Annotated in this window: 25 protein-coding genes; 14 read left to right on the top strand and 11 right to left on the bottom strand. The window is 72.4% G+C overall.

The annotated features are described in order from the left end of the window. Window positions 1-127 precede the first annotated feature (127 nt). On the top strand, window positions 128-403 hold the full coding sequence (locus tag ACFZDL_RS17995) for a hypothetical protein (RefSeq protein ID WP_353588601.1): 276 nt from the start codon (window positions 128-130) through the stop codon (window positions 401-403). Window positions 404-421: 18 nt separating this feature from the next. On the opposite strand, the gene ACFZDL_RS17990 is transcribed toward ACFZDL_RS17995, so the two are convergent. The 3 genes from ACFZDL_RS17990 to ACFZDL_RS17980 form a co-directional block, all read right to left on the bottom strand. Then, window positions 422-1,084, bottom strand: a complete 663-nt coding sequence (locus ACFZDL_RS17990; protein ID WP_353588603.1) for an HAD family hydrolase — start codon at window positions 1,082-1,084, stop codon at window positions 422-424. A 97-nt stretch (window positions 1,085-1,181) separates the two neighbouring features. Further along, complete coding sequence (locus ACFZDL_RS17985) at window positions 1,182-2,432, bottom strand: hypothetical protein (RefSeq protein WP_353588605.1); 1,251 nt, start codon at window positions 2,430-2,432, stop codon at window positions 1,182-1,184. Between the two features lie 91 nt (window positions 2,433-2,523). Next, a complete protein-coding gene (locus ACFZDL_RS17980) occupies window positions 2,524-4,161 on the bottom strand; it encodes an IS200/IS605 family accessory protein TnpB-related protein (protein WP_353588607.1) in 1,638 nt (545 codons plus the stop codon). Between the two features lie 205 nt (window positions 4,162-4,366). Between ACFZDL_RS17980 and ACFZDL_RS17975 the strand changes: the two genes are divergently transcribed. After that, window positions 4,367-7,192 carry a helicase C-terminal domain-containing protein gene (locus tag ACFZDL_RS17975; protein WP_353588609.1) on the top strand — a complete coding sequence of 942 codons (2,826 nt, stop codon included), beginning with the start codon at window positions 4,367-4,369 and terminating at the stop codon, window positions 7,190-7,192. Between the two features lie 23 nt (window positions 7,193-7,215). Here ACFZDL_RS17975 and ACFZDL_RS17970 read toward each other — a convergent pair whose 3' ends face one another. Then, window positions 7,216-7,794, bottom strand: coding sequence for a Uma2 family endonuclease (locus ACFZDL_RS17970; protein ID WP_353588611.1), 579 nt, complete (start codon window positions 7,792-7,794; stop codon window positions 7,216-7,218). Between the two features lie 142 nt (window positions 7,795-7,936). Here ACFZDL_RS17970 and ACFZDL_RS17965 point away from each other — a divergent pair, with 142 nt between their 5' ends. Beyond that, a complete protein-coding gene (locus tag ACFZDL_RS17965; RefSeq protein ID WP_353588613.1) occupies window positions 7,937-9,586 on the top strand; it encodes a DNA repair helicase XPB in 1,650 nt (549 codons plus the stop codon). Window positions 9,587-9,614: 28 nt separating this feature from the next. Here the strand turns inward: ACFZDL_RS17965 and ACFZDL_RS17960 are convergent, their stop codons facing one another. Next, on the bottom strand, window positions 9,615-10,193 hold the full coding sequence (locus ACFZDL_RS17960) for a WHG domain-containing protein (protein ID WP_353588616.1): 579 nt from the start codon (window positions 10,191-10,193) through the stop codon (window positions 9,615-9,617). 255 nt (window positions 10,194-10,448) lie between these two features. Here ACFZDL_RS17960 and ACFZDL_RS17955 point away from each other — a divergent pair, with 255 nt between their 5' ends. Continuing rightward, window positions 10,449-12,506 (top strand): ATP-binding domain-containing protein, encoded by a 2,058-nt coding sequence (locus ACFZDL_RS17955; RefSeq protein WP_353588619.1) that lies wholly within the window; start codon window positions 10,449-10,451, stop codon window positions 12,504-12,506. A gap of 8 nt (window positions 12,507-12,514) precedes the next feature. On the opposite strand, the gene ACFZDL_RS17950 is transcribed toward ACFZDL_RS17955, so the two are convergent. Then, on the bottom strand, window positions 12,515-12,883 hold the full coding sequence (locus ACFZDL_RS17950) for a helix-turn-helix domain-containing protein (RefSeq protein ID WP_353588958.1): 369 nt from the start codon (window positions 12,881-12,883) through the stop codon (window positions 12,515-12,517). A 79-nt stretch (window positions 12,884-12,962) separates the two neighbouring features. On the opposite strand from ACFZDL_RS17950, the gene ACFZDL_RS17945 reads away from it, so the two are divergent. Further along, window positions 12,963-14,231 carry an MFS transporter gene (locus ACFZDL_RS17945; protein WP_353588621.1) on the top strand — a complete coding sequence of 423 codons (1,269 nt, stop codon included), beginning with the start codon at window positions 12,963-12,965 and terminating at the stop codon, window positions 14,229-14,231. Between the two features lie 121 nt (window positions 14,232-14,352). Here ACFZDL_RS17945 and ACFZDL_RS17940 read toward each other — a convergent pair whose 3' ends face one another. From ACFZDL_RS17940 to ACFZDL_RS17925, 4 genes are all read right to left on the bottom strand, one after another. Continuing rightward, window positions 14,353-15,255: a carbon-nitrogen hydrolase family protein gene (locus ACFZDL_RS17940; RefSeq protein ID WP_353588623.1), complete on the bottom strand. Its 903-nt coding sequence runs from the start codon at window positions 15,253-15,255 to the stop codon at window positions 14,353-14,355. Window positions 15,256-15,621: 366 nt separating this feature from the next. Beyond that, window positions 15,622-16,029, bottom strand: coding sequence for a hypothetical protein (locus ACFZDL_RS17935; RefSeq protein ID WP_353588625.1), 408 nt, complete (start codon window positions 16,027-16,029; stop codon window positions 15,622-15,624). Window positions 16,030-16,319: 290 nt separating this feature from the next. Then, a complete protein-coding gene (locus tag ACFZDL_RS17930) occupies window positions 16,320-16,733 on the bottom strand; it encodes a hypothetical protein (protein WP_353588627.1) in 414 nt (137 codons plus the stop codon). Window positions 16,734-17,065: 332 nt separating this feature from the next. Continuing rightward, complete coding sequence (locus ACFZDL_RS17925) at window positions 17,066-17,785, bottom strand: copper homeostasis protein CutC (RefSeq protein ID WP_353588629.1); 720 nt, start codon at window positions 17,783-17,785, stop codon at window positions 17,066-17,068. Between the two features lie 58 nt (window positions 17,786-17,843). On the opposite strand from ACFZDL_RS17925, the gene ACFZDL_RS17920 reads away from it, so the two are divergent. After that, window positions 17,844-18,509, top strand: a complete 666-nt coding sequence (locus ACFZDL_RS17920; protein ID WP_353588631.1) for a hypothetical protein — start codon at window positions 17,844-17,846, stop codon at window positions 18,507-18,509. Window positions 18,510-18,551: 42 nt separating this feature from the next. Here ACFZDL_RS17920 and ACFZDL_RS17915 read toward each other — a convergent pair whose 3' ends face one another. Then, window positions 18,552-19,172: a TetR/AcrR family transcriptional regulator gene (locus tag ACFZDL_RS17915; protein ID WP_353588633.1), complete on the bottom strand. Its 621-nt coding sequence runs from the start codon at window positions 19,170-19,172 to the stop codon at window positions 18,552-18,554. A gap of 258 nt (window positions 19,173-19,430) precedes the next feature. Between ACFZDL_RS17915 and ACFZDL_RS17910 the strand changes: the two genes are divergently transcribed. The 8 genes from ACFZDL_RS17910 (at window position 19,431) to murQ (ending at window position 25,523) form a co-directional block, all read left to right on the top strand. Then, a complete protein-coding gene (locus ACFZDL_RS17910; RefSeq protein WP_391191478.1) occupies window positions 19,431-19,796 on the top strand; it encodes a DUF998 domain-containing protein in 366 nt (121 codons plus the stop codon). A 54-nt stretch (window positions 19,797-19,850) separates the two neighbouring features. Next, on the top strand, window positions 19,851-20,063 hold the full coding sequence (locus tag ACFZDL_RS17905) for a DUF4287 domain-containing protein (protein WP_353588635.1): 213 nt from the start codon (window positions 19,851-19,853) through the stop codon (window positions 20,061-20,063). Between the two features lie 110 nt (window positions 20,064-20,173). Continuing rightward, the gene (locus tag ACFZDL_RS17900; protein WP_353588637.1) at window positions 20,174-20,908 is read left to right on the top strand and encodes a phosphatase PAP2 family protein; all 735 of its coding nucleotides are present in this window, start codon (window positions 20,174-20,176) and stop codon (window positions 20,906-20,908) included. 254 nt (window positions 20,909-21,162) lie between these two features. Then, on the top strand, window positions 21,163-21,678 hold the full coding sequence (locus ACFZDL_RS17895; RefSeq protein ID WP_353588639.1) for an N-acetyltransferase: 516 nt from the start codon (window positions 21,163-21,165) through the stop codon (window positions 21,676-21,678). A 218-nt stretch (window positions 21,679-21,896) separates the two neighbouring features. Then, window positions 21,897-23,093 (top strand): Cmx/CmrA family chloramphenicol efflux MFS transporter, encoded by a 1,197-nt coding sequence (locus tag ACFZDL_RS17890; RefSeq protein ID WP_353588960.1) that lies wholly within the window; start codon window positions 21,897-21,899, stop codon window positions 23,091-23,093. Between the two features lie 63 nt (window positions 23,094-23,156). After that, a complete protein-coding gene (locus ACFZDL_RS17885; protein ID WP_353588641.1) occupies window positions 23,157-23,510 on the top strand; it encodes a hypothetical protein in 354 nt (117 codons plus the stop codon). A 53-nt stretch (window positions 23,511-23,563) separates the two neighbouring features. Then, on the top strand, window positions 23,564-24,493 hold the full coding sequence (locus ACFZDL_RS17880; protein WP_353588643.1) for a MurR/RpiR family transcriptional regulator: 930 nt from the start codon (window positions 23,564-23,566) through the stop codon (window positions 24,491-24,493). Between the two features lie 94 nt (window positions 24,494-24,587). After that, the gene (murQ, locus tag ACFZDL_RS17875) at window positions 24,588-25,523 is read left to right on the top strand and encodes an N-acetylmuramic acid 6-phosphate etherase (RefSeq protein ID WP_353588645.1); all 936 of its coding nucleotides are present in this window, start codon (window positions 24,588-24,590) and stop codon (window positions 25,521-25,523) included. Window positions 25,524-25,600: the final 77 nt, after the last annotated feature.

Raw genomic sequence — 25,600 nt, 5'->3', positions numbered from 1 at the left:
GCACTACAGCGGGTCGTAAGACCCGCCAGCACCAAGGCTAATGGTCCGGAGCCTGGTGACAAGACGTACCCGGGTGGTTCCGGGTGGTGGTTCCTACGCGCGCTCTGCTCCGACCTACCCTGTTGCGGTGAGCAATGAAACACCACAGGACGGAACGGCCCCCGGCGACCGATTGGTGCGCGTGGGGGTAATCGTCTTCGGCGTGGGCGCCGTGGCCACTCTGATCACTGTAGCCCCGCTCTTTCTGGGCCTGCATCCGCTGCCGTCGGCCGCGTACTTCGTGTGCATGCTGATGGGCGTCGGCTTCGCGCTCTCCGCGGCGGGCCTGCTGCGCTCGATCACGGCGCAGCGGCGCGCGGCGGACCCGGCGAGCCACTCCGACGGGACGGGCCGCCGCTCGTAGGCCGACCCCAGAGCGGGGTCAGCCCTCCAGGTGGCGGGCCAGCCACTGCGGGAAGGCGGTCAGGTCGTCGAGCACCACGTCGGCCCCCGCCGTACGCAGCTCCTCCGCGCCGCACGGCCCGGTCGCGACCGCCACGGACAGCGCACCCGCCGTGCGCGCGCCGCGCACGTCGCCCGTGTGATCCCCCACGTACACCGATGCGCCGTACTCGCGCAGCGCCTCCGCCTTCGCCTCGGCCCACAGCCAGCCGACGACCGCGTCCGCCTCGATGCCGAGATGGCTCAGGTGCAGCTTGGCGTTCGGCTCGTGCTTGGCCGTCACTACGACCGCGCGCCCACCCGCCTCCCGCACCGCGGCGATGGCCTCCCGGGCACCGGGCATGGCGGGCGTGGGGGCTATCGCGTACTCCGGGTACAGCGTGCGGTACAGCTCCCCCGCCTCGTCGATCCGCTCCTTCGGGAACCAGTTCGCGAGCTCCTGCTCCAGCGGCGGTCCGAGGCGGGTGATGACGAGGTCGGTGTCGATGAAGGTGCCGGTGGCGGCGGAGAGCGCCACGTAGGCGGCCTTGATGCCGGGGCGGGAGTCGACCAGGGTCATGTCGAGGTCGAAACCGACCGTCACGGGGTGCTCGGGTGCGGCGGGGACAGCGGGTGCGGCGGCTGCGGGCGAAGACGAAGACATGCCCGACATTCTCCCCCGCCCGGAACCCCTGACTCCGCACCCGTGCGTGGCGCTCACCACGGGGTCGGTCGGGCGCCGGGCCGGTCGGGCACGGGGGTCAGCGGCGGCGCCTCGCGCGCCATACGAGGAAGACCGCCGACGCGATCGCCGCGGCGCGCACGACGACCGGCCAGGCCGCCCGCACCGCGTCCCCCATGCCGTTCTCGGGGATCGGCTCGCCCCATTTGCCGGAGGCCCGGCCCCACAGCCAGGCCATGGTCACGGCCGCGACCAGGCCGGGCATGCCCAGCACGGCCCACTTCACCTCGGCGCGCGACAGTTTGCGCGTGCTGTAGGCGATCACCCAGCCGAAGGCCATCACGATGAGATTCCCCAGCGCGGCACCGGCCACGAGCAGCACGGCCGCCAGCAGGGGCAGCAGGCCGAGGGGGGCCGCCGGCTGGGCGCCGCCCCCGTCCGCTGCCCCCTTGCCCTTCCCGCCGCGCCGCCGCAGCGCGCGGCGGAGCAGCCCGGGCTTCCGGGCCGCCTTGCCGCCGCCGGTGTCAGGCTCCGCCTCCTCGGCGGCCCCGTCGGCGCCCGCGCCCGCGGCTCCCTCGGCGGCCTCCTCGGTCTCTTTGTCCGGCTCGGTCGACAGGCCCAGCAGTTCGGGGATCTCCACCCCGCCGATGAACCCCTCCACCTGGCCGAGCGGCGAGTCACGCTGCTCGGGCTGTGCGAACGGGCCGGCCTCGACCTGCCACCAGTCGGGGTTGGACTCGCGGGGTCCGAGTTCGTCCTCGCCCGCGAGGTGAGGCGGCGACGCGGCGGCGGACGACCGCCGCCTGGGCGACGGCCTGCCGGGGCCGTCCGTCGGCGCCTCGCCGGGCGGGGACTCGGGCCGGGCCGTGGAGTCGCCGTCGCGCGGGGCGGGCACCTTGCCGATCAGCCCGCTGCGCTCGGCGAACCCGGAGAGCTTGTCGCGGGCCGCGCGCGCCATCCCGGCCGCGCCCGCGCCGCGCGGCGGCTCCGTACCCCCGTACGCCCCGCCCCCGCTGCCCGCGCCCGCCGTGCCCGTCGCGCGCCCCGCGCCCGCCGCGCCCGCCGCGCCCGCGCCGCCGTCCGGCGCGGCGCCCTCGCCCGGGCGGCCACCCGCGGCGGCCACCACATCCGCGGGCGTGCCCAGCTTCGCGAGGATCCGCTTCACCCCCGCCGGGCTGTCCGAACCGGCGGACGACCGCCGCTGGTCGATATCGGCGCGCAACCCGGCGACCAGCCGCATCCGGTCGCCGGACGGCAGCCCCTGCTGCTGTGCCAGGTCGCCGACACGGCTCAGATAGTCATAGACGAGCTGCTCGCTCTCGATCCCCACCAAGACCCCTGAGATTGCGCACCGCTGGCGTATCAGATCGCTCCGACGGTACCGCGCCGGACCGGCGGCCCGCCGCACCTCCGGCTCGTCATCACCGTTCCCAAGGACTGAGCGGGAGTGAGTCCTGTTGCCAGACCCCATGCTCAGCCGCGTGCCCCGAACGGTGTTGGGCACACTGGTCGGCCGCTTTCGTTCCGCACCCAGCGCCATCGGATCGTGTCCGTGGTCCGGGGATGCGGGGGCGGCGTTCCTCACGCCCTCGGGTGCCGTGTCCGGCCTGGGCGGTCCGATGCCCGCACCCATCGCTCTGGTGGGTGCGGGGCGGTGCCGTCCGTCGCCGGATCGGGTGCCCGAGGGCGCGCCTTCCGATGGCCACGCTTGCGGCGTCGTGCCGCGTGGTGGCCCGCTTCGTGCCGGCGAGGGGCTTCTGCCAGTGCTGTGCGCCCCACTTGCTCGTGTAGGCCGGGTCGACGGCGACGATGTTGATGCCGAGTTCAGCCGCCATCGAGACGAGCCGCGCCCGCAGCCTGGAGACGGGCATACCGCTGATGAGCTTGCGGAACCGCTTCCGTCTGCCGTGCTTCTCGCGGGTCTTGTCCGTGTCGAAGTCGAGGTCTTCGATCGCGATGTTCAGCCCGTGCCGGGCAGCCCAGTGCAGCAGACGGATCAGGGCGTGCCGCACCTGGGCGTCCCGGTAGGAGGCAGGGCCGGACAGGTCGAAGAAGAACCTGCGGGGTTCGCCGCACGGGTTGCCGTGTGCGTCGAGGCGCCAGGCGGCCAGGTGGTCGGCGTTGGTGTCCACCCCGATCAGGCCGCCGGTGCGGGCCGCCGCCAGGGGGACGGCCTGGACAGAGGGGATCGTCCAGGACGCGGTCAGATACCAGCGCCCCCGGATTGTGTCTTCGTGGATGCGGTAGGCCACCGCCCGGTTCGCTGCCACGCGATCGGTCCACTGCTCGCCCCGGTGCGCGAACGCCACGCGGCCGGTGAGTACGTACCGGCCGTGCGAAGCGTTCGCCAGGTGCGCCAGGGGCGCGGGGAGTTTGATCGAGACCTCGCCGTCGGGGGTGACGCGGATGGTCTCATTGCCGAACCTTTTACCGGACTCGCCGTCCGCCGCGAGGAACCGGCGCCCGGCCTGCCACCGGGCGCGCCATTGTTCCTCGGTGAGCTGCGCTTCCTGAAGGTGGTGGCGGGTGTTCAGCAGCCGTTTCCCGCCGCGCACCACGCGCACGACTGCGGCCTCACGGTCCGCCCGCACTGCCTGAAGCCGGTCTTCGAGCACACACAAGCGGCGCCTTTTCGCGTGCCACTCCCGTGTGCTGCGGTAGCCGCCCGGCGCCTGCTTGGTGCCCTTCTCGCCCACGGGCCGGGACAGCCGGTGGGTGATCGTCTCGATCCCGGCTTGAAGGCTCTGGATGTGCGCGAGCTGGCCGCGCCTGGCCAGCGACCACTGATCGTGGGTGGCCTTCGTGATCGACCCGGCCCAGCGGGAGGAGGACTCCCCGGTCAGGACGCGTTTGCGCTCGGCCCACTGCTCACTGTCGTGATCCAGCCCGGCCGAACACCGCACCCTCAGATCACGGGAGGCGAGCGAACCGAGCAGGTCGCCGACCAGCCTCAGAACCTTCTCGTCCCCGACGGTCAGACCCTTGAGCCGGGTACGGATCGCGACCCCCGAGGGGCTGGGCACCACGAACGGCGCCGCCATCTCCCGCAGTCCGCCCACCCCCTTCCCCCCAACCCGGTGTCGCAGAAATCCGTCACCACACCCAACGACCACCCCCGGAGAAGGTCACGCATTCGATGCAGGAACTCCCGTGCGCGTCCGGGAGCGTGTGCCTGTCACTGCCCGGGGACTCACCTCATACGTGCCAGAACACGATCAAGTGCCGTCGATCGCCACCTGTTCACCCCCCGGTATCGTGGATCGAATGACCAGCTCGCGGAATCGGGAGGCATACGTGCCTGCAGAGACCGGCCCACGGGACAGCGGCCGCGGAGCGCCGCGCACGCTCGCCGAGGAGCTGCGCACCCGCCCCGACGACGCGCTCGCCACCCTTCTGCGCGCCCGCCCCGACCTGCTGTCCCCCGTGCCGAACGACCTCACCCAGCTCGCCACCCGGGCCGGCACCCGCGCCTCGGTCGTACGGGCCGTGGAGCGGCTGGACCGGTTCGCGCTGCAGACCGCGGAGGCGCTGGCGGTCGCGCCGGACCCGTGTTCGTACGAGACGCTGAGCGCCCTGATGGCCGGCGACGCCCCGGAGCCCGCCGAGGAGACGCCCGGCCCGAAACCCGAGACACCCGGCGAGACACGCGAGACACCCGGCGAGACGCCCCCGGCCTCGGAAACGTCCCCGGCCGCCGAAGGTCCCCCAGCTCTCCCCGAGGCCACCCGCGAGCAGATCCTGGCCGAACTGCCCCGCGCCGTGGCCACCCTGCGCGCCCAGGCCCTCGCCTGGGGCGGCGACGACCGGCTGCGTCTGGTCCGCACCGCCCACGAGCTGCTGGCCCCCTCGCCCACGGCTCCCTCCCCGACCGGGCTGGGCCCCACCGTCCAGGAGGCCACGGCCGGCATGTCGCCCGGCCGGCTGCAGGAGATCCTGGCGGCGGCCGGGCTGCCGCCCACCCACGACCCGGTCACCGCGGTGGGCGCCCTCACCGCGCTCTTCGGCGACCGCCCCCGCATGGCGGAGCTGCTGGCCGGGGCCCCCGACGCCGCGACGGCGGTCCTGTCCAAGCTGACCTGGGGCCCGCCGTACGGGGAGGCGTCCGTCGCCTCGCCCAGCCCGCCCGTCGAATGGCTGCTGGCCCGCGGCCTGCTGCTGCCGTCCGGGCCGCGCAATGTGGTGCTGCCCCGGGAGGTGGCCCTGCATCTGCGCGGCGGCCGCGCGCACCGCGCGCCCGAACCACTGCCACCGCCCCTCGCGCCCGCGGCGCGCCACGATCCACAGGCTGTGGACGCGACCGCGGCGGGCCAGGCCTTCACGGCCCTGTCCACGGTCGAGGAGCTGCTGGGTCAGTGGGAGACCGCCGGACCCGCCGTCCTGCGCGCGGGCGGCCTGAGCGTACGGGACCTCAAGCGGACCGCCGCGGCGCTCGACGTGCCCGAGCCGTTGGCCGCGTTCTGGATCGAGCTGGCGTACGCGGCCGGACTGCTCGCCTCCGACGGCGAGACGGACGAGCGCTACGCGCCCACCCCCGCCTACGACGACTGGCTGGCGCTGCCCGCCGAGCAGCGCTGGACGCGGCTCGCCACCGCCTGGCTGACCGCGACCCGTACGCCGGGCCTGGTCGGAGGCCGCGACGCGAAGGGCCGCACCCTCGCGGCCCTCGGCCCGGAGCTGGACCGCTCCCCCGCCCCCGAGGTGCGCCGCCGCGTCCTCGAACTCCTCGGCGCCCTCCCGCCAGGCGCCCCGCCCACCGCCGAAGCGCTGCAGGCTCGCCTGCGCTGGGAGCGCCCGGCCCACCGCGGCGCGCCCGGCGACGACCTGCGGTCCCGGCTGGCCCGGTGGACGCTGACCGAGGCCGAACTGCTCGGCGTCACCGGCCGCGGCGCCCTCTCCACCCACGGCGCCGCCCTCCTCGGCCCCCGCCCACCCGCGGTCCCCTCCCCGGCGGGGCCCGCGGCCGGGGAAGCAGGCGGTGCCAGGAAGAGCCGCGGCACGGGTGGCGCCGGGGGCGCCGCGCCGCGGACCGCCGAAGGCGAGCCCCCCGGCCGAACGGCCGCCCAGGCCGAAGGCCACACCGAGGGCCAGGCCCATGCCCTCCTCGTGCCCGCTCGGCCGCTGTCCGAGGCCGAGGCCGGCGCCGCCGCCGCGGCGGCCGCGCGCCTCCTCGCACCGCTGCTGCCCCAGCCGCTGGACCACGTCCTCCTCCAGGCCGACCTCACCGCCGTCGCGCCCGGCCCGCTGGAGCGGCCGCTCGCGGCGATGCTCGGGGTGCTGGCCGAGGTGGAGTCCAAGGGCGGCGCCACGGTCTACCGCTTCACGCCCGCCTCCGTACGCCGCGCGCTGGACGCCGGGCAGGCGGCGTCGGACCTGCACTCGTTCCTCGCGCAGCACTCCCGCACCCCCGTGCCCCAGCCGCTCGCCTACCTCATCGACGACGTGGCCCGTAAGCACGGCCGGCTCCGCGTCGGCGCCGCCTCCGCCTATGTGCGCTGCGACGACGACGCCCTGCTGGCCGAGATCCTCGCCGACCGCCGCTCGGCGGGCCTGCGGCTGCGCCGCCTCGCGCCGACCGTGCTGGCCGCGCAGGCGGCGCCGGACGCGCTCCTGGAGGGCCTGCGCGCGATGGGGTACGCACCGGCGGCCGAGTCCGCCGAGGGCGATGTGCTGATCACCCGCACCGAGGCCCACCGCACCCCGCCCCGCTCGGCCCCCGCCCCCGTGCCCGAGGGCCCGCCGGTGCCCGACGACACGCTGCTGGGCGCGGCGGTGCGCGCCATCCGCGCGGGCGACCGCGCCGCGACGGCCCCCCACAAGCCGGTCCCGTCGTCCGCCGCCGAGGGCAGCGGCCGGCTCCCCCGCACCACCTCCGCCGACACCCTCGCCACCATGCAGGCCGCCGCCCTCACCGGCTCCGCCGTCTGGATCGGCTATGTCAACGCGGACGGCGCGGCCAGCCAGCGCGTCATCGCCCCGGTGCGCGTCGAGGGCGGCTTCGTCACGGCGTACGACCACACGGCCGACGAGGTCCGCACGTACCCGCTGCACCGGATCACGGGGGTCGCGGAGCTGGCGGACGACTCGGCGTGAGCGACGCTCGGCCCGTCAGCGCGTCAGCGCTTGCGCTGCACCAGCGCCCCGGGGTCCACCTCGACGGGGAACGGCTTCTCGATCAACGTGGTCTGCCCGGCCTCGGCCGCGACCCGCTCGACGTAACGGCCGTTCTCCAGCTGGGAGACGATCAGCGCGGGCACGGGCTCCAACTCCAGCCGCCACAGGTGCTCGATCCCCCCATCCGCGTAGAACGGCGGCTTGAGCAGGCGATCCATACGACGGCCGGAGGACGACGGCGAGACGATCTCGACGACGAGGAGCACCGCCTCGGCGTCGTAAGTCACCGGATCCTCCTCAGCGGCGGCGGCATCCACGACGGCGAGGTCCGGAATGAACAGCCCCTCGGGCAGCACCACATTGACCGTCTCGAACACCTCCACCGGCGCACCGGCCGCCTCGGCCGCAGCGTCCAGCAAGCGCCACAGACGGGATGAAGCCCGCTGGTGCTTGGTTCCCGGAGCCGGTGACAGGAGAAGCGCATCTCCCACCAGTTCCCGCCGCTGTCCACAGTCTTCCCCCAAGGCCAGAACTTCCTCGACCGTCCAAGGGCCGTAGTGCGGATCATGCACGACGCTCATCACGCCACCTCGTTCTCGAGAGCCATCGTCCTCAGCGTGGTGCCCCGACCCGCACCCGTCTGGCGCTCCATTCCCGTTCACCCTCCCGAGTGCGTAACACTGGATGCTTGCCCCCCACCCCCATCATGAAGGGCCCAGGCGCGTGAACGGACCGCTGATCGTCCAAAGCGACAAGACGCTCCTGCTCGAGGTCGACCACGAGCAGGCAGACGCCTGCCGCCGCGCCATCGCCCCCTTCGCCGAGCTGGAGCGGGCTCCCGAGCACATCCACACCTACCGGGTGACCCCGCTCGGCCTGTGGAACGCCCGCGCGGCCGGGCACGACGCCGAGCAGGTCGTCGACGCGCTCGTGCAGTACTCCCGCTACCCCGTCCCGCACGCCCTCCTCGTCGACGTCGCCGAGACCATGGCCCGCTACGGGCGGCTGCGGCTGCTCAGGCACCCCACCCACGGGCTGGTCCTGGAGACCTCGGACCGCCCGGTCCTCCAGGAGGTGCTGCACTCGAAGAAGATCCAGCCGCTGGTCGGCCAGCGCGTCGACCCGGACACGGTGGTCGTCCACCCCTCCGAGCGCGGGCAGATCAAGCAGGTGCTGCTCAAACTGGGCTGGCCCGCCGAGGACCTGGCCGGGTATGTGGACGGCGAGGCGCACCCGATCGAGCTGCGCGAGGACGGCTGGGCGCTGCGGCCGTACCAGAAGCAGGCCGTCGAGGGGTTCTGGCACGGCGGGTCCGGGGTCGTCGTCCTCCCCTGTGGCGCCGGGAAGACGCTGGTGGGCGCGGGGGCGATGGCCACCGCCAAGTCCACCACCCTGATCCTGGTGACCAACACCGTCTCGGCCCGGCAGTGGAAGCACGAGCTGGTGAAGCGCACCTCGCTCACCGAGGACGAGATCGGCGAGTACAGCGGCACGCGCAAGGAGATCCGCCCGGTCACCATCGCCACGTACCAGGTCCTCACGACCAAGCGGAAGGGCATCTACCCGCACCTGGAGCTCTTCGACTCCCGCGACTGGGGCCTGATCGTCTATGACGAGGTGCACCTGCTGCCCGCGCCGGTCTTCAAGTTCACGGCCGACCTTCAGGCGCGCCGCCGGCTCGGCCTGACCGCGACGCTGGTGCGGGAGGACGGCCGGGAGTCGGATGTCTTCTCCCTCATCGGCCCCAAGCGCTTCGACGCGCCGTGGAAGGAGATCGAGGCGCAGGGCTATATCGCGCCCGCCGACTGCGTCGAGGTCCGGGTCAGTCTGACGGAGACCGAGCGCCTGGCGTACGCGACGGCCGAGGTCGACGAGAAGTACCGCTACTGCGCGACGACCGACTCCAAGCGCAAGGTCACCGAGGCGCTGGTGGCGCGGCACAAGGGGCAGCAGACCCTGGTCATCGGCCAGTACATCGACCAGCTGGACGAGCTGGGCGAGCATCTGGACGCGCCCGTCATCAAGGGCGAGACGACCAACGCGCAGCGCGAGAAGCTGTTCGAGGCCTTCCGGCAGGGCGAGATCTCCGTGCTCGTCGTCTCCAAGGTCGCCAACTTCTCGGTCGACCTTCCGGAGGCCACGGTCGCCATCCAGGTGTCGGGGACGTTCGGGTCCCGCCAGGAGGAGGCCCAGCGCCTCGGCCGCGTCCTGCGGCCGAAGGCGGACGGCCACCCGGCGGTCTTCTACTCGGTCGTCGCGCGCGACACCATCGACCAGGACTTCGCCGCCCACCGCCAGCGGTTCCTCGCCGAGCAGGGGTACGCCTACCGGATCGTGGACGCGAGCGCGCTGCTGGCGGGCGAGGACGTGTGACCACCGACGTGTGACCACCGGCCGGCGGCTAGCCCGCGGCCCTCGACGGCCAGTTCTCCAGCAGCGTGGCCAGGGCCGCGACGCCGTTGTCCCATGACGTCTGGACGGCGCGCGGGTCCCGGAAGGCGCCGATCGCCTCCAGGCTGACATAGCCGTGGAAGGTGCTGCGCAGCAGCCGTACGGCGTCGGTCAGGTCCGGCTCGTCGAGCCCGTACGCGCGGAAGACCGCGTAGGTGGCCTGGATGATGCGGGCGCCGCCCGAGGACTGCGCGGCCACCTCGGGGTCGACCTCGATATGGGTCGCCGCGTACCGGCCGGGGTGCTCCCGGGCGAAGTCCCGGTAGGCGTTGGCGAAGGCGATCAGGGCGTCGCGCCCGGCCCGTCCGGCCACGGCCGCCGTGATGCGGTCGGCGAAGTCGCTCGCGGCGCGCATCGCGACCCGCACACGCAGGTCCCGGAGGTTCTTGACGTGCGAGTACAGGCTCGCGTCCGCCACTCCGAAGCTCCGCGCCAGCGCGGAGATCGTGACGTTCTCCAGGCCGACGGAGTCCGCCAGATCCGCCGCCGCCTCCGCCACCCGCTCAGGCGTCAGACCCGCACGGGGCATGCGCCACCTCCCTCTGCGCTCTCGAACGCGGGCCACCCGGTGCGACCCACGCCATCCAATCAGGCCCGGCGGGGCGGAAACCCAGCGGAAAACCATTCGCGGCCCAGCGGAGCACTGGCTACAATCGCCCGTCTTGCCGCCTCCCGATCATCGGGGAGAGCCGCCGCCCGGACGGAAACCGGCCGGCTTCTGATGTGAGCCATTCACGCCCCGCACTTTGTCTGTCTGCTTCGCGTACACGCCGGAGGCTACGCCGTGCCCTCGCACGCCCCTGACCACCCCGACCCGCTCGCGCGGGAGCGCGCCCACCTCGCCGCGTCCCGTGCCGCCCTGCGCGCCATGCGCGCCGATGTCGAAGCCCTCGACATCAAGGACGTCACCGCCAACTGGGTCAACGCCGAAGTCCTCCAGCGCCAGATCGACGAGCGCATCAAGGCCCTCGCCGACCTGGCCGACACCCCGCTGTTCTTCGGCCGCCTCAACTATCTGCACGCGCCGGGCGCGGAGTCGGCGGAGGGCGCGGAGGGGGAGCAGTTCTATATCGGGCGGCGGCATGTCCACGACGCCGACGGCGACCCGATGGTCATCGACTGGCGTGCCCCCGTCTCGCAGCCCTTCTACCAGGCGTCGAAGAAGGCGCCGATGGACATCGGGCTGCGCCGCCGCTTCGGCTACACCGGCGGCGAGCTGACCGCGTACGAGGACGAGCACCTGACCGACCCGACCGAGGCGGAACACGCGAGCAAGCTGCTCCAGGCGGAGATCGAGCGGCCGCGCGTGGGCCCGATGCGGGACATCGTCGCCACCATCCAGCCCGAACAGGACGAGATCGTCCGCGCCGGAATCGGCGGCACGGTCTGCGTCCAGGGGGCGCCGGGCACCGGGAAGACGGCGGTCGGCCTGCACCGGGTGGCGTATCTGCTGTACGCGCACCGGGAACGGCTCGCCCGCTCCGGCACCCTCGTCATCGGCCCGAACCGCTCCTTCCTCCACTACATCGAGCAGGTCCTGCCCGCGCTCGGCGAGTTGCAGGTCGGCCAGGCCACGGTGGACGACCTCGTCGCGCATGTGGAGGTGCGGGGCACGGACGGCGCCGACGCGGCGGGCCTCAAGGGCGACGCCCGGATGGCCGAGGTGCTGCGCCGCGCCGTACGCTCGCACGTCACCCTGCCGACCGAGCCGTGCGTGGTGGTGCGCGGCTCACGGCGCTGGCGGGTCCCCGCGTACGAACTGGAGGAGATCGTCCGCGAGTTGCTGGACCGCGACATCCGGTACGGCGCGGCCCGCGAGGCGCTGCCGCAGCGGATCGCGCACGCCGTGCTCGTACGGATGGAACAGGCCGGCGAGGCGCCCGACGACCGGGTGCAGAACGCGGTGGCCCGCAACCCCGCCGTGAAGGCGGCCGTCAAGGAGATCTGGCCGCCCGTCGACCCGGCCAAGCTCGTGCTGCGGCTGCTCTCCGACCCCGACTTCCTCGCCGAACAGGCGGACGGGATCCTCGACGCCGACGAGCAGAAGACCATCCTGTGGGCGAAACCGCCGCGCGGTGTGAAGTCCGCGCAGTGGTCCTCGGCGGACGCGGTGCTCATCGACGAGGCCACCGACCTCGTCGAGCGCACGCACTCGCTCGGCCATGTGGTCCTGGACGAGGCGCAGGACCTGTCCCCCATGCAGTACCGGGCGGTGGGCCGCCGCTGCACCACCGGTTCGGCGACCATCCTCGGCGACATCGCGCAGGGCACCACCCCCTGGGCGACGGCGACCTGGGAGGACGCCCTCGTCCACCTCGGCAAGTCCGGGGCGGCGGTGGAGGAGCTGACCCAGGGCTTCCGCGTGCCGCGCGAGGTCATCGCGTACGCCTCGCGGCTGCTGCCCGCCATCGCCCCCGGGCTGTCGGAGGCCACCTCGATCCGCGAGGCGGCGGGCGACTTCTCCGTACGGGCGGTGGACCCCGCCGCGCTCGACTCCGCCGTGATCGCCGCCTGCCAGGAGGCGCTGGGCCATGAGGGCTCGATCGGCCTGATCGCCGCCGACGCCCGGATTCCGGTGCTGGCGGGCGCCCTCGACGCGGCGGGCCTGGCGTATCTCTCCCCCGGCGAGGAGACCAGCGCCGCCGCCCGGCTCACCCTCGTCCCGGCGACGCTGGCCAAGGGTCTGGAGTACGACTACGTGGTGCTGGACGAGCCGGCCGCGGTGGTCGACGGCGAGCCGGACGAGCGCACCGGACTGCGCCGCCTGTATGTGGCGCTGACCCGGGCGGTGTCGGGGCTCACGGTGGTCCACGCGGCGCCGCTCCCGGAGCGGCTGGCCTGACGGCCCGATTACGGCAGGGACTTGAGCAGCGCGTCGAGGAGGCCGGGGAACCTGGCGTCGAGTTCGTCGCGGCGCAGCCGCACATAACGGTTGCGCCCGGCGATTCGCGTGGTGGTGATCCCGGCCTCGCGCATCACCCGCATGTGGTGCGAGACGGTCGACTTGTGGAGATGCCCGAGCCCCACCGCCTCGGGCGCGCAGCTGTGCTCCTCGGCGTCGGCGTAGACGGACAGGAGCCGCATACGCACCGGGTCGCCGAGGGCGTGCATGACCTTCACCAGCTCGATGTCCTCGGCATCGGGCTGGGGCAGCCGTTCGTCCACCACACCCTCCTCGCTGTCGGTTGTGCCGTCCTCCCAGAACAGTTTGACATTCATCAACCCGAAACAGTTTGACATACATCCAACGATCCCTATCGTTGGACACACGTCAAACCATCTCTCGGGGAGGACACCCGTGCGGCTACGCCTGCTCCTGCTCGCCCTCGGCACCTTCGCGGTGGGCACCGACACCATGGTGATGGCCGGAATCCTCGGCCTCATCTCCCGCGACCTGGACGTATCGGTCCCCGCGGCCGGGCAGCTGGTCACCGTCTTCGCGCTCGCCTACGCGCTGCTCGCACCCGTCCTCGCGGCCCTCACCGCCCGCTGGCCGCGCCGCCGGCTGCTGCTCACCGCGCTCACCGTCTTCACCTCGGCCAACGCGCTGAGCGCGCTCGCCCCCACGTACCCCCTGCTGCTCGCCACCCGCGTGCTGGCCGCCGCGGGAGCCGCGCTCTACACCCCGACCGCCAACGCGGTCGCCACCTCGCTCGTCCCGCCCGAGCGCCGCGGCCGGGCGCTGGCCACCGTGCTCGGCGGCATGACGGTGGCCACCGCCCTCGGCGTACCCCTGGGCACCTGGATCGGGAGCACGGACTGGCGGCTGACGATGTGGCTGGTCGTCGCCCTCGGCGCGGCGGCCCTCGCGGGCCAGGCCCTGCTCCTGCGCGAGCTGCCGGGACTGCCGGGGGTACGGGCGGCTGGTGGCGCGCCGGGGGCCGGTGCGGGCACCGGTGGTACGCCCGCGCCGCCCGGGCTGCGCGAGCGGCTGGTGCCGCTGCGTGACCGCAGGGTCGTCGCGGCCACGGCCACCACCTTCCTCTTCTTCCTCGCCTTCAACTCCGTGTACATCTACATCGCCACGGCCGTACGCCCCGCCACGGGCGGCGAGGCCGGGCGGCTGAGCCTGGTGATGCTGGTGATGGGCGTCGCGTCGGTGGCGGGCAGCTGGCTGGGCGGCCGGGCGGTGGACCACTGGGGCGTACGCAGCGTCATGCTGACCGGGAGCGCGGTCACCGCGCTCGCCTTCCTCGCCCTCCCCTGGCTCGGCCGGACCATGCCGGGCGCGCTGCTCTACGCCCTGGTCACCCCGGTCGCCGGCTGGTCCGTCTCGGTCGCCCTCCCCCACCGGCTGGCCTCCATCGACCCGCCGAACGCCCCCCTGCTGATCTCCCTCAACAGCAGCGCGCTCTACCTCGGGATGGCAGCGGGCGGCGGAGCGGGCAGCGCGTCCGTCGCGCTCCTCGGCGACCGGTGGTTCCCGCTGACGGCGACGCTGCTGGCCCTGCTCGCCGCGGCCACGGTGCTCACCACGACGCGCGCACCCGCACCCCGCGCCCCGGAACCCCCGGCCCCGTCGGCCCCGGCCCGCGGGAAGACCACAACAGAGGCGGGCGGCCGGTAACCGTGACGCCTCGCCGAGCCGGGTACAGGTTTCACCAAGGTGAGGGACGGACTGAAACCGAGATGTTCGCGGTTCCGGGAGCCATCCCGTACCCGCGAACACCTCGGATTCCGCTTCTGAACTAGAAGGCCGCTGTCCGGTCTTCGCTGCGCGGGTCGATCACCTGGTGCTCGGTGTAGACGCCCGCACGCGCCTCACGACGCCAGGGACGCCCGTAGGTCAGTGCCCATGTGGCGGCCTCGGAACTGTCGTCGAGGTTCACGACAGCCACCGATGGCGAGTCGTCCGTGGGGCACCGCGCAAGCCAGTGGCCATTGGGAGCGACAATTCCGGACGGTGCGGTGGCGCTCTCCTGTGCCGGCCCTGACAAGCTGACCCAGTAGCTGTTGACCGCGGCGTGGCCTTGGGCTTGGGCGGCGGTGTTACCCGGGGTGCCGCTGGTGGAGAACAGGACGCAGTCGACATCCAGCTTCTCGTATTCTGCCCACAACTCCGGGTAGTGGATCTCCATGCCGAGCAGGCAGCCGAAGCGCACACCGTCGACCTCGAAGGTCACTGGTGAGACGCCCGGCGAGTACATGTACGAGACCTTCGTCTTCGACAGCAGGCGCTCGTCGTAGCGCGTGACGACGGCGCCGCGATCGGAGATGACATAGAGGCTGTTGTGCGGGCGGTTCGGGCCGGTCAGGCGGTGCACCGATGCGATCACCGTCCACAGCCGCAACTCGCGGGCCAGCTCGGCGATCGCGGCCAGCTCCGATTGGAGCACGGGCCACTGGCACCGGTCCCAGTCCGCCGGGCCGACCGCATCCGGGCCGTCGACGGACATGACGAACTTGCTGGGAAAGCAGATCGCGCCTTCCGGAAAGTGCACGATCCTCGCTCCCTGAGCACTGGCCTCACGCATCAGAGCACGGACCTCACGCCCGCTTTCGCGCAGCGCTTCAACGTCTCGGGGGTCTTCGCGTACGAGCGTCTGCGCTACGGCGAGCCGCACGCTCTTGGGAATCCTTGCTTCCGACATGACGTCTCCTGATGGAGTCGGACGGAAGTGCCGGAGAGCGGACGTGTAGGACTCGCCGGTCTTGGCGGCACGGGCACGCACCTGGCGCTTGAAGTTCCTACGGGCTGTCATCGCGGCCTTCCACGCCTTGAGCGACGGCTCCCCAGCAACCTCGCCCGAGGCGATCGGGCTGCGACAACGACCTGAGACGCTGGTCCCTTTGCCTCCGATGGGAGACCGTGCTGGGGACGGTCGCGGGAGGTTCGGCGTAGGCCACGCAGTCGGTCATCATGCCGTCGCTCGCCGGCTCCGTCAACACGAGGGCGGAACGGCCGAGCGGGAACGGCCGCCGCCGTTCCCGCTCGCTGTCACTCAACTGGACTATTTCTAGTGGTCATTGAAGTACACGTAATACTCGGAATCTGAATTGTCCGAGGGCTCCTTCGAGACCGAGAAACCAATGTTGTGGTTTTCCGGAAGGTTGTACACGCCGCCGTACGACGCATCCCGGTAACTGCACTTACCGTCGTTCGTGGTATCGGTGAGACTGTACAAGAACTTGCCGGTCATGTGGTCGAAGACGTTCACCCATGCCTTCTTGCCGTCGGACTTCGTGTCGCAGACCTTCACATGGTCGCCGCTCTCCTCAAAGTAGGCCGCCGCGGCCCTGCCGCCGTCATACAGCGGCCCGTGGTCCCAGTCAATCGCCTGAGCAGAGCCCGGCGCCATGGCCACTGCGAACGCCGCCATGGCCACTGCGGATATCCCGCCCTGAACGATTTTCTTGATGCGCAATTCACTCTCTCCTGGCTTTGCGGTTACAGCCACATGAGGCTAACAGCAGGCGGCGGGGTCTTTGCCGGCCGGATCGCCTGTAAGGCGAACTTAACGAGAAGGTGTGACAATTCGCGGACATCTTCCGCCGTACAGGCTGAACCCGTCGCGTCGCAGCACCCGCTGCGACGGCAGATTCTCCGGACTCGCAGCCAGGGAAGACGAGCATGACCGTTCCCGTGAGAAGGAAGCGGAACGGCCGCGCGGGAACGGCCGCCGCCGTTCCCGCGCGGTGTCACTCAACTGGACGATTAGTAGTGGGTTCCGTTGAGGTACACGAAATACGAGCGATCTGTCGCGGAGTCGGGCACCCTCTGGACCTCGAAGCCGATGTCTTCGTTTTCCGGAAGGTTGTACACGCCTCCGTACGACGCATCCCGGTAACTGCACTTACCGTCGTTCGTGGCATCGGTGAGACTGTACAAGAAACTCTTGGTCCGCTGGTTGTAGACTTTCACCTGCGCCTTCTTGCCGTCGGACTTGGTGTCGCAAATCTTCACATGGTCGCCGTCATACGCGAAGTAGACCGCCGCAGCCTTGGCGCCGTCATACATCGGCCCGTGGTTCCAGTCAATCGCCTGAGCAGAGCCCGGCGCCATGGCCACTGCGAACGCCGCCATGGCCAGTGCGGAAATTCCGCCCTGAACGATTTTCTTGATGCGCAATGCATCCTCCCCTGGTTTTGCGGTTACAGCCGCATGAGGCTAACAGCAGACGGGGGACCCTTACCGGCCGGATCGCCTGCAAGGCGAACTTGACGAGAAGGCGTGACAATTCGCGGATACTTTTCCCGGCACTGAACGCTTTTAGCGCCTAACGGCCATGGAGGGGTGATCGGGACTTGTTGCGCTTCCGGGCCGCTTACCACAGCTCCACCAGTGCCACGCTGCGGGCCACGGGGAGTTGGCCGCCGCGGCGGATCGCATCGCCGCCAACGCCGGCGCCCCGGCCCTTGACCTTGTCCCAGGGCCGGGGCCGGGCGCCGGGCCCGGGCGGGTCAGCCCACCGGCACCACTTCGTCCAGCGCGGCCCGCCACTGATGGACCGAGGCGATGTCCACGGGCCCCTCCCACCCCGAGGGCCGCGCCGCGCCGCCGATGTGGAAGGCGTCGATCCCCGCGGCGCGCAGCGCGGGGAGGTGGTCGAGGCGCAGCCCGCCGCCCACCATGATCCGGGGCCCGCCCGCGCCCCGCGCCGCCTCGTCCACCAGGACCGGAAGCCCCTCGTCGACCCCGGCGGCCGACCCGGCGGTGAGATACGTGTCCAGCCCCGGAAGGCCCGCGAGCTGCCGGCGGAGGACCTCGCGGTCGGCGGCCCGGTCGATGGCCCGGTGGAAGGTCCACCGGCTCTCATCGAGCCCGGGACCCGCGCCGATGACGTCCATGAGCGCGCGGATCGCGGCCAGGTCGGCCTGCCCGTCGGGGGCCAGGAAGCCGAGGACGAACTCGTCCGCCCCCTCGGCCCGCAGCGCCGCCGCCCGCGCGCACAGCGCGTCGAGCGCGGCGGCCCCACCGCACGCGAAGCCGTCGGACGCGCGCAGCATCACCCGCAGCGGGAGGTCCACGGCCGAGCGGATCTCGGCGAAGGTCTCGCGGGAAGGGCTGAGCCCGTCGGCGGCCATATCGGTGACCAGTTCGAGCCGGTCCGCCCCTCCGGCCTGGGCCGCGACCGCGTCCGCCACATCGAGGGCGATCACCTCAAGAATTGGTCTAGACATGCTGAACAGCTTGCCACACCCCACGCACCCCCACACCCTCACCCCACACAATTGGCCCATGGCCGACCCCGCACCCCACCACCCCGCCCACGACGCACTCCTCACCCGCTGGGCGATCCACCTCAACAGCGCCCGCGAGCCCGTACGCACCCCCTCCCCCGAGCCGTACGGCCAGGACCTCCTCACCCGCTGGGCCGAACCCCAGCGCCGCTACCACACCACCGACCACCTCCTCGCCATCCTGGACCGCGTCGACGAGCTGATCACCCACGCCGCCGACCCCGCCGCCGTCCGCCTCGCCGCCTGGTTCCACGACGCCGTCTACCTCCCCGACCGCTCCACCAACGAGGACCGCAGCGCCCGCCTCGCCGAACGCGCCCTCCCCGAGGCAGGCGTCCCCGCCCCCCGCACCGCCGAAGTCGCCCGCCTGGTCCGCCTCACCCGCACCCACGACCCCGCCCCCGGCGACGCGAACGGCGAAGTGCTGTGCGACGCCGACCTGTCGATCCTGGCCAGCGCCCCCGAGCGCTACGCCGCCTACGCCGCCGCCGTCCGCGAGGAGTACGGCTTCGTCCCCGATGACGCCTTCCGCACCGGCCGGGCGGGCGTACTGCGCGACCTGCTGACCATGCCCCGGCTGTTCCGCACCCCGGAGGCCCGCGACCGCTGGGAGGACGCGGCGCGGCGCAATCTCGCGACGGAGCTGGCACTGCTGAACGCGTAAGCGGTCAGCGCGTCAACGGTAGGCGCGTCAACGGTCAGCGCGTCAGCGGTAGGCGGCGAGGAAGGCCCGGACGCCGGCGGTGGCGTAGTGGTCGAGTTCGGCCTCGGTGTGCTGGGGGCCGCCGGTGAACATGGCCTTGTTGACCGGGATCCACAGCAGCAGGCCGGAGAAGTGGTTCGCGGCCAGGAGCGGTTCGTCGATGCGGAGCAGCCCCTCGTCGGCCAGGCGCTGGAACGTGGCGGCCAGGGTGGCCAGCACCCGCTCGAAGCCCTGCTCGTACCAGGCGGTGCCCAGCTCCGGGAACGTGTCGGCGTTGGCGATGATCAGGCGTCGCAGCTGGAGGACCTGGGGCTGGGTGAGGGCGGTCAGGAACTGGCGGGCGAGCCGGTGCAGGTTCTCTTCCAGGGCGTCGGGGTCGGCGGGGATGTCGGCCACCAGGTCGATCATCCCGTCGATCCGGCCGCTGGTGGCCAGGACGATCTCGGCGAACAGCTTCTCCTTGTCGGCGAAGTGCTTGTAGACGGTCTGCTTGGACACCGCGGCGAGCTTCGCGATGTCGTCCATGCTGGTGCCGGAGTAGCCCTTCTCCAGGAACACCGCGGTCGCGGCCTCCATGATCGCCTCGTGTTTACGGGCCGAGCGGCCCTGTTCGTTCGGTGCCACTACCGCCTCCTTCGCCGATTGGGTACTGGACAGTCTAGTTCCTCCGCGAGTACTGTACCGTCCAGTTCCCGAGAGGCGCCGCCCGGCAGCACCACTCGTTCTTGCTCGAGAAGGACCCACGCATGTCCCAGACGCTCACCGCTCCGACCGCCCCGACCGCCCCCGCCATGACACCGGTCCGTCGCGTCGCACCACGGTCCCTGGCGGCCTGCGGCATCGCGGCGGGACGGCGGTACCTGGGCGCCCCGGCTGCTCGGCGTGTTCGGCGCCTCGTTCCTGCTCGCCGGGGTCTTCCGCGCCGACCCGGGCGCCGGTTTCCCCGCCGGTGCCCCCGAGGACCGGGTCACCTCACTGAGCGCGCACGGCACCGTCCACCTGCTCAGCGGCGCGGTCGGGTACCTCGCGCTGTGCGCGGCGTTCCTCGTGCTGGCCCGGCACTTCGCCGACCAACGGCGACGCGGCTGGACCCTCGCCTGCCGGCTCGTGCCGGTGGGGATTCTGGCCGGCTTCGCCGGCTCCTCCGCCAACGTGCTGGCCTTCACGGCCGGAGCGGGACTCGGACTGCTCTGGCTCACCGCGGTCACCGTCCGGCTGGCCACCCCCGCGCCGACGGCACAGCGGTAGCGGCCCCACCCCCAGACCACCATCACCACGCACACACAGACGGGACACCACAACATGACCGCACCGGTAAAGGGCCCTGCCAGCTACTTCCCCTCGATCGAGAAGAAGTACGGCCGTCCGATCGCGGAATGGAAGGACCTCATCCGCTCCTCGCCCCTCGCCAAGCACATGGAGCTCGTCACCTGGCTCAAGACCGAGCACGGACTCGGACACGGCCATGCCAACGCCCTCGTGGCGCACACCCTCGCCGAAAAAGGCAGCGTGTGAAGCAGCACATGAGAGGCGTCTCTGGCCCCTGACGAACTGACGATCGTCAGGGGCCAGAGGTGTCTTTCGGGTCGGGTGTCCGTGGCTCGTCGTCCCTAGCGTCGGGCGGCATGGAATCAAAATCCCCGTACGACATCGGCCACGGGCGCCGGTTGCTCGGTTCGCTGGTGGCGCTGGGCGTGGGACTGGTGGCTCTCCTGCTGCTGTATCCGGGCGGGCTGGGGAAGGCCGGGCCGGTGGAGGTCACCGGCGGGGCGTCGGTGGCCGTGTACCGGACGGTGAACGACATGGTGGCAGACGGGCCGTCGGGGACGGGGGCGCTGCTGGATCTCACCGCCGACGGACTCCTGGTGGTCCTCGGGGGGCTGTTGGCGTGGGTGGGATGGGAGGCCGTGCGGCGCCGTAGTGCCCGGGGTGTCGCCGGGGTGGTGCTGGTCGGCGTCGGGACCGGTGTCGCGTACGCGGTCAGCGAGGCGCTGAAGTTGGTGGTGGACGAGGAGCGGCCGTGCCGGGCGGTGAGCGGTGTGGAGGCGGTGGCTGACTGTCCGGCGGTGGGTGACTGGTCCTTCCCGAGCAACCACGCCACCCTCGCGGCCGGGCTCGCCGTCGGCCTGGCCGTGCTGCGCCCGCGGCTTGCGGCCGTCGCGTTGCCGCTGGGGGCGGCGGTGGCGGTGGCGCGCGTGGCGGCGGGCGTTCATTATCCCCATGACGTGCTGGCCGGCGCGGCGCTCGGGGCCGCCGTCGTCACCGCGGCGGTGTGGTCGGCCGCCCCGCCCGTCACCCGGGCCGTGGCCGTACTGCTCGAGCGGCGGGGACGGTCCGGCGCGGCCTTGGGTGATGGGTAGGCCCGCTGCCGGACGCCGGGGCGGGTCGTCGGTGATCAAAGACGTGGTACCGTGCGGGAGTTCGTGTTGGATCAGATCGAGGACGACAGGGAGGGTGAGTTGATGGCCGCGCCGAAGGCCACTGCGCCGCGCAGCGCCCGGACCGTCCTCACGTCCCGGGCGACGGCCTGATCCAGTCACCCGCCTCGCTGGGAGCGTGAGCTCGCGGGGCAGTCCTACACGAACCTCACCATGAAACGGATCTTCATCCCGTCATGCGTACCCACCACCAGTGGATCACCCGTACCGAGACCGAGGCCGACATCCCGGCCGTCCGCGGCATCGTTCTCGCCGCCTTCGACACCCCCTACGAGGCCGATCTCGTCGATGCCCTGCGCGCCGACGCGTCGTGGATCGAGGGCCTGTCCGTCGTCAGCGCCGATGCGGACGGCAAGCCCGTCGGCCACGCGCTGCTGACGCGCTGCCACATCGGCGACACCCCGGCCCTGTGCCTGGCGCCGGTGTCCGTGCTGCCCGAGTACCAGAGGACGGGCGCCGGCTCCGCGGCCATCCGGGCCGCGCTCAGCGCGGCCAAGGGCCTGGGCGAGCACTACGTCACCGTCCTCGGACACCCGGCGTACTACCCGCGCTTCGGCTTCGACCGCGCCTCCGCGCATGGCATCGGCGTGACCCTCGACGTCCCGGATGAGGCCATGATGGCGCTCACCCTGGACGAGACCCGCCCGCTGCCGAGCGGCACCGTCCGTTACGCGGCGCCCTTCGGGGTCTAGCCGTCCGGCACCCGACTTTGCGGTGAGTTCGGGACGGCGACACGCCGATGCCACGGCGTGTCCATGTCTCAAACCCACCGCAAAGCCACTGCCGGCCCCGAGAAGTCGGGGCCGGCGGAACGGCGGGTCAGGGGGAGGGCGGAATCGGATGCGGAATAGCAAGATCCAGCCGGGAGTTGACTCCTGGCGTGTCCCCCCTTGAACCCGCTCGCGTCCGCATGCCCGTCGCCGTCCACGTCCTCGGCCTGTCCGTCTTCGCCCTCGGGACCTCGGAGTTCATGCTCTCCGGGCTGCTGCAGCCCATCGCCCGCGACATGGATGTCTCGATCCCGACCGCCGGGCTGCTGATCTCCGCCTTCGCGATCGGGATGGTGGTCGGCGCGCCGCTGCTCGCCGCCGCCACGCTGCGGCTGCCGCGCCGGACGACGCTGATCGCGCTGCTGGCCGCGTTCGGGCTCGGGCAGATCGCGGGGGCGGTGGCGCCTTCGTACGGGGTGCTGTTCGCGTCCCGGGTGGTCAGCGCGCTGGCGTGTGCCGGGTTCTGGGCGGTGGGTGCGGCGGTGGCCGTGTCGCTGGTGCCGGTGAACGCGCGGGCGCGGGCGATGGCGGTGATGGTCGGCGGGTTGAGCATCGCGAACGTCGCGGGGGTGCCCGCGGGGGCCTTCCTGGGGCAGCACGCCGGATGGCGGGCGGCCTTCTGGGCGGTGGCGGCGCTGTCGGCGCTCGGGCTCGTCGGGGTGGTCGGCCTCGTACCGCGTACGGAGGTGGCGACCGGAGAGGACCGGCCGAGGCTCCGCACCGAGCTGTCCATCTACCGCGACCGGCAGGTGTGGCTGGCGCTGGCCACCACCGCGCTCAGCGGCGGCGCCGTCTTCTGCCTGTTCTCGTATCTCGCGCCGCTGCTGACGGACGTGGCCGGGCTGGCGGAGAGCTGGGTGCCGACCGTGCTGGCGCTGTTCGGCGTCGGTGCGCTCGTGGGGACGGCGATCGGCGGGCGGATCGCGGACGCCCACCCGTTCGCCACGCTGTACGGCGGCATCACCGCCTCGACCGTCGTACTGGCCGCCCTGGCGCTGACCGCGCACCACGCGGCCGTGGCCGTGAGCCTGGCGCTGCTGCTCGGCGTGACCGCCTTCTTCACCGCTCCCGCGCTCAACGCCCGGATGTTCAACGTCGCGAACGGCGCGCCGACCCTCGCGGGCGCGACCACGACCTCCGCCTTCAACATCGGCAACACGCTCGGCCCTTGGCTCGGCGGGCTCGTCATCGACGCAGGCTGGGGGTACCCGGCCGTGGCCTGGACGGGCGCGGCGCTCGCGGCGACCGCCGTCGGGGCGACGGCGCTCGCCGCGCGGCTGCCGCACGCGCGGGGCGCCTCTGGCGTGATCGTCGCGCCCCAGCGCTCGCATGTCTAGCGGCGCTAGTAAAAGCGGGCGTCCAACGGGCGCCAGTCGTACTCAAAGGTGACAATGGGTCCCATGAAGCTCGAACAGGCACTGCACGCGGCACGGGCACTGGTGCTCGCCGATCTCGCGGCGGGAGAAGTGGCCCAGGCGGACATCGTCTCGCTCGTCGAGGACTCCATCGCGCACCGCAGGTGGTGGGTCGAGCAGTGGCCGGAGGGCGCCACGTACCTGGCCGGGCTGGTGGCCCAGGACGTACAGGACGCCCTGCTCGAGCGGTACGGGCGCTGGCCGCTGTGCCCGGTGTGCACGGAGGGCGGCGATCCGCACGCGCTGGACGTCGAGCCGGAGTTGGGGCCCGATCCGCACTGGGTGTGCGGCAAGACGGCGGTGTCGGTGGCGCGGGTGGGGGCGCTCGGGACCGTGTGACGGACGCGGCGGGGCCTCTTGACGACCCCCGGCCCTGAAAATACCTTTCACTGGTGAGCAGCAAGCTGAAGGAAACTTTCACCGCGCCCGAAGCCACTCCGCCCGCCCCCGCCGCCCTCGCGGCCAAGGTCCGTACCCTCGCGCCCTCCATGACCCGCTCGATGCAGCGCGTGGCCGAGGCCGTGGCGGGGGATCCGGCCGGCTGTGCCGCGCTCACCGTCACCGGGCTCGCCGAGCGCACCGGCACCAGCGAGGCCACCGTCGTGCGCACCTCGCGCCTGCTCGGCTACCCCGGCTACCGCGATCTGCGCCTGGCGCTCGCCGCGCTCGCCGCGCAGCAGGCGGCCGGCCGCGCCCCGGCCGTCACGGCCGACATCGCCGTCGACGATCCCATCGCCGACGTCGTCACCAAGCTCGCCCAGGAAGAGCAGCAGTGCCTGGCCGACACCGCCGCCGGGCTTGACACCAGCCAGCTCGAAGCGGCCGTCGCCGCCCTGGCCACGGCCCGCCGGATCGATGTGTACGGCGTCGGCGCCTCCAGCCTGGTCGGCCAGGACCTGGTCCAGAAGCTGCTGCGCATCGGTCTGATAGCGCATGCCCACGCCGACCCGCACCTCGCGGTCACCAACGCCGTGCAGCTCCACTCCGGCGACGTCGCCCTCGCGATCACCCATTCGGGCCGTACCACCGACGTCATCGAGCCGCTGCGCGTCGCCTTCGAGCACGGAGCCACCACCGTCGCGATCACCGGCCGCCCCGACGGCGAGGTCGCGCAGTACGCGGATTTCGTGCTCACCACGTCCACCGCCCGCGAGAGCGAGCTGCGCCCGGCCGCGATGTCCAGCCGCACCAGTCAACTTCTCGTCGTGGACTGCCTCTTCATAGGTGTGGCACAGCGTACGTACGAGGCGGCCGCGCCCGCGCTGGCGGCCTCGTACGAAGCGCTCGCCCACCGGCATGACCCCCGGCCCGGCCCCCGCTGACCGAGCGTCGACCGAGTCGGGACACCCCCGTATCGGCGGGACCCCGTTTCGGCGGGACCCGTCACCACCCCGTACCGGAAAGAGCCGCTTCGCCATGACTTCCGCCGCTGAACAGGAACAGCTGCGCGCCCAGCTGGACACGCTCACCACCGAGGCGTTCCGCCCCGAGCTCGCCGAGATCGACCGGCTGGAGACCGTCGAGATCGCCCGCATCATGAACGGTGAGGACGCGGCCGTGCCCGCGGCCGTCGCCGCCCAGCTCCCGCGGATCGCCGCCGCCATCGACGCCATCGCCGAGCGCATGGCCCGCGGCGGCCGGCTGATCTACGCGGGCGCGGGCACCGCCGGGCGGCTCGGCGTGCTCGACGCCAGTGAGTGCCCTCCCACCTTCAACACCGCCCCGGGCCAGGTGGTCGGGCTGATCGCGGGCGGGCCCGCCGCCATGGTGACCTCCTCCGAGGGCGCCGAGGACAGCAAGGACCTGGCCGCCGCCGACCTCGACGCGCTGGCCATCGGCCCGGACGACACCGTCGTCGGGGTCTCCGCCTCCGGCCGCACCCCGTACGCGGTCGGCGCGGTCGAGCACGCCCGCCGGCTCGGGGCGCTCACCGTCGGGCTGTCCTGCAACGCGGGCTCGGCGCTCGCGGCGGCCGCCGAGCACGGCATCGAGGTCGTGGTCGGACCGGAGCTGCTCACCGGCTCCACCCGGCTGAAGGCGGGCACGGCCCAGAAGCTCGTGCTCAACATGGTCTCGACCATCACCATGATCCGGCTGGGCAAGACCTACGGAAACCTGATGGTCGATCTGCGCGCCTCGAACGAGAAGCTGCGCGCGCGCTCGCGCCGTATCGTCTCCCTCGCCACGGGCGCCCCCGACCCGCAGATCGAGGCCGCGCTGGCCGCCGGCGACGGTGAGACGAAGCACGCCATCCTGGCCATCCTCGGCGGGGTGGACGCGCCCACCGCCGCCCGGCTGCTGAGCGAGTCGAACGGCCATCTGCGGGCCGCCCTGGAGGCCGCGCGGGCGTAAGAACCAGGCGCACAGGTGCGGTGAAACGCCGTCGGGGCGGCACCCTGGGAGAGGGTGCCGCCCCGACGTACCCGATG

This window comes from Streptomyces sp. NPDC007917 (assembly GCF_042959105.1).
In the GTDB taxonomy this organism is placed as follows: Bacteria; Actinomycetota; Actinomycetes; order Streptomycetales; family Streptomycetaceae; genus Streptomyces.
Note: the sequence above shows the minus strand (reverse complement) of the source record. Positions and strands in the feature narration are given on the sequence as shown.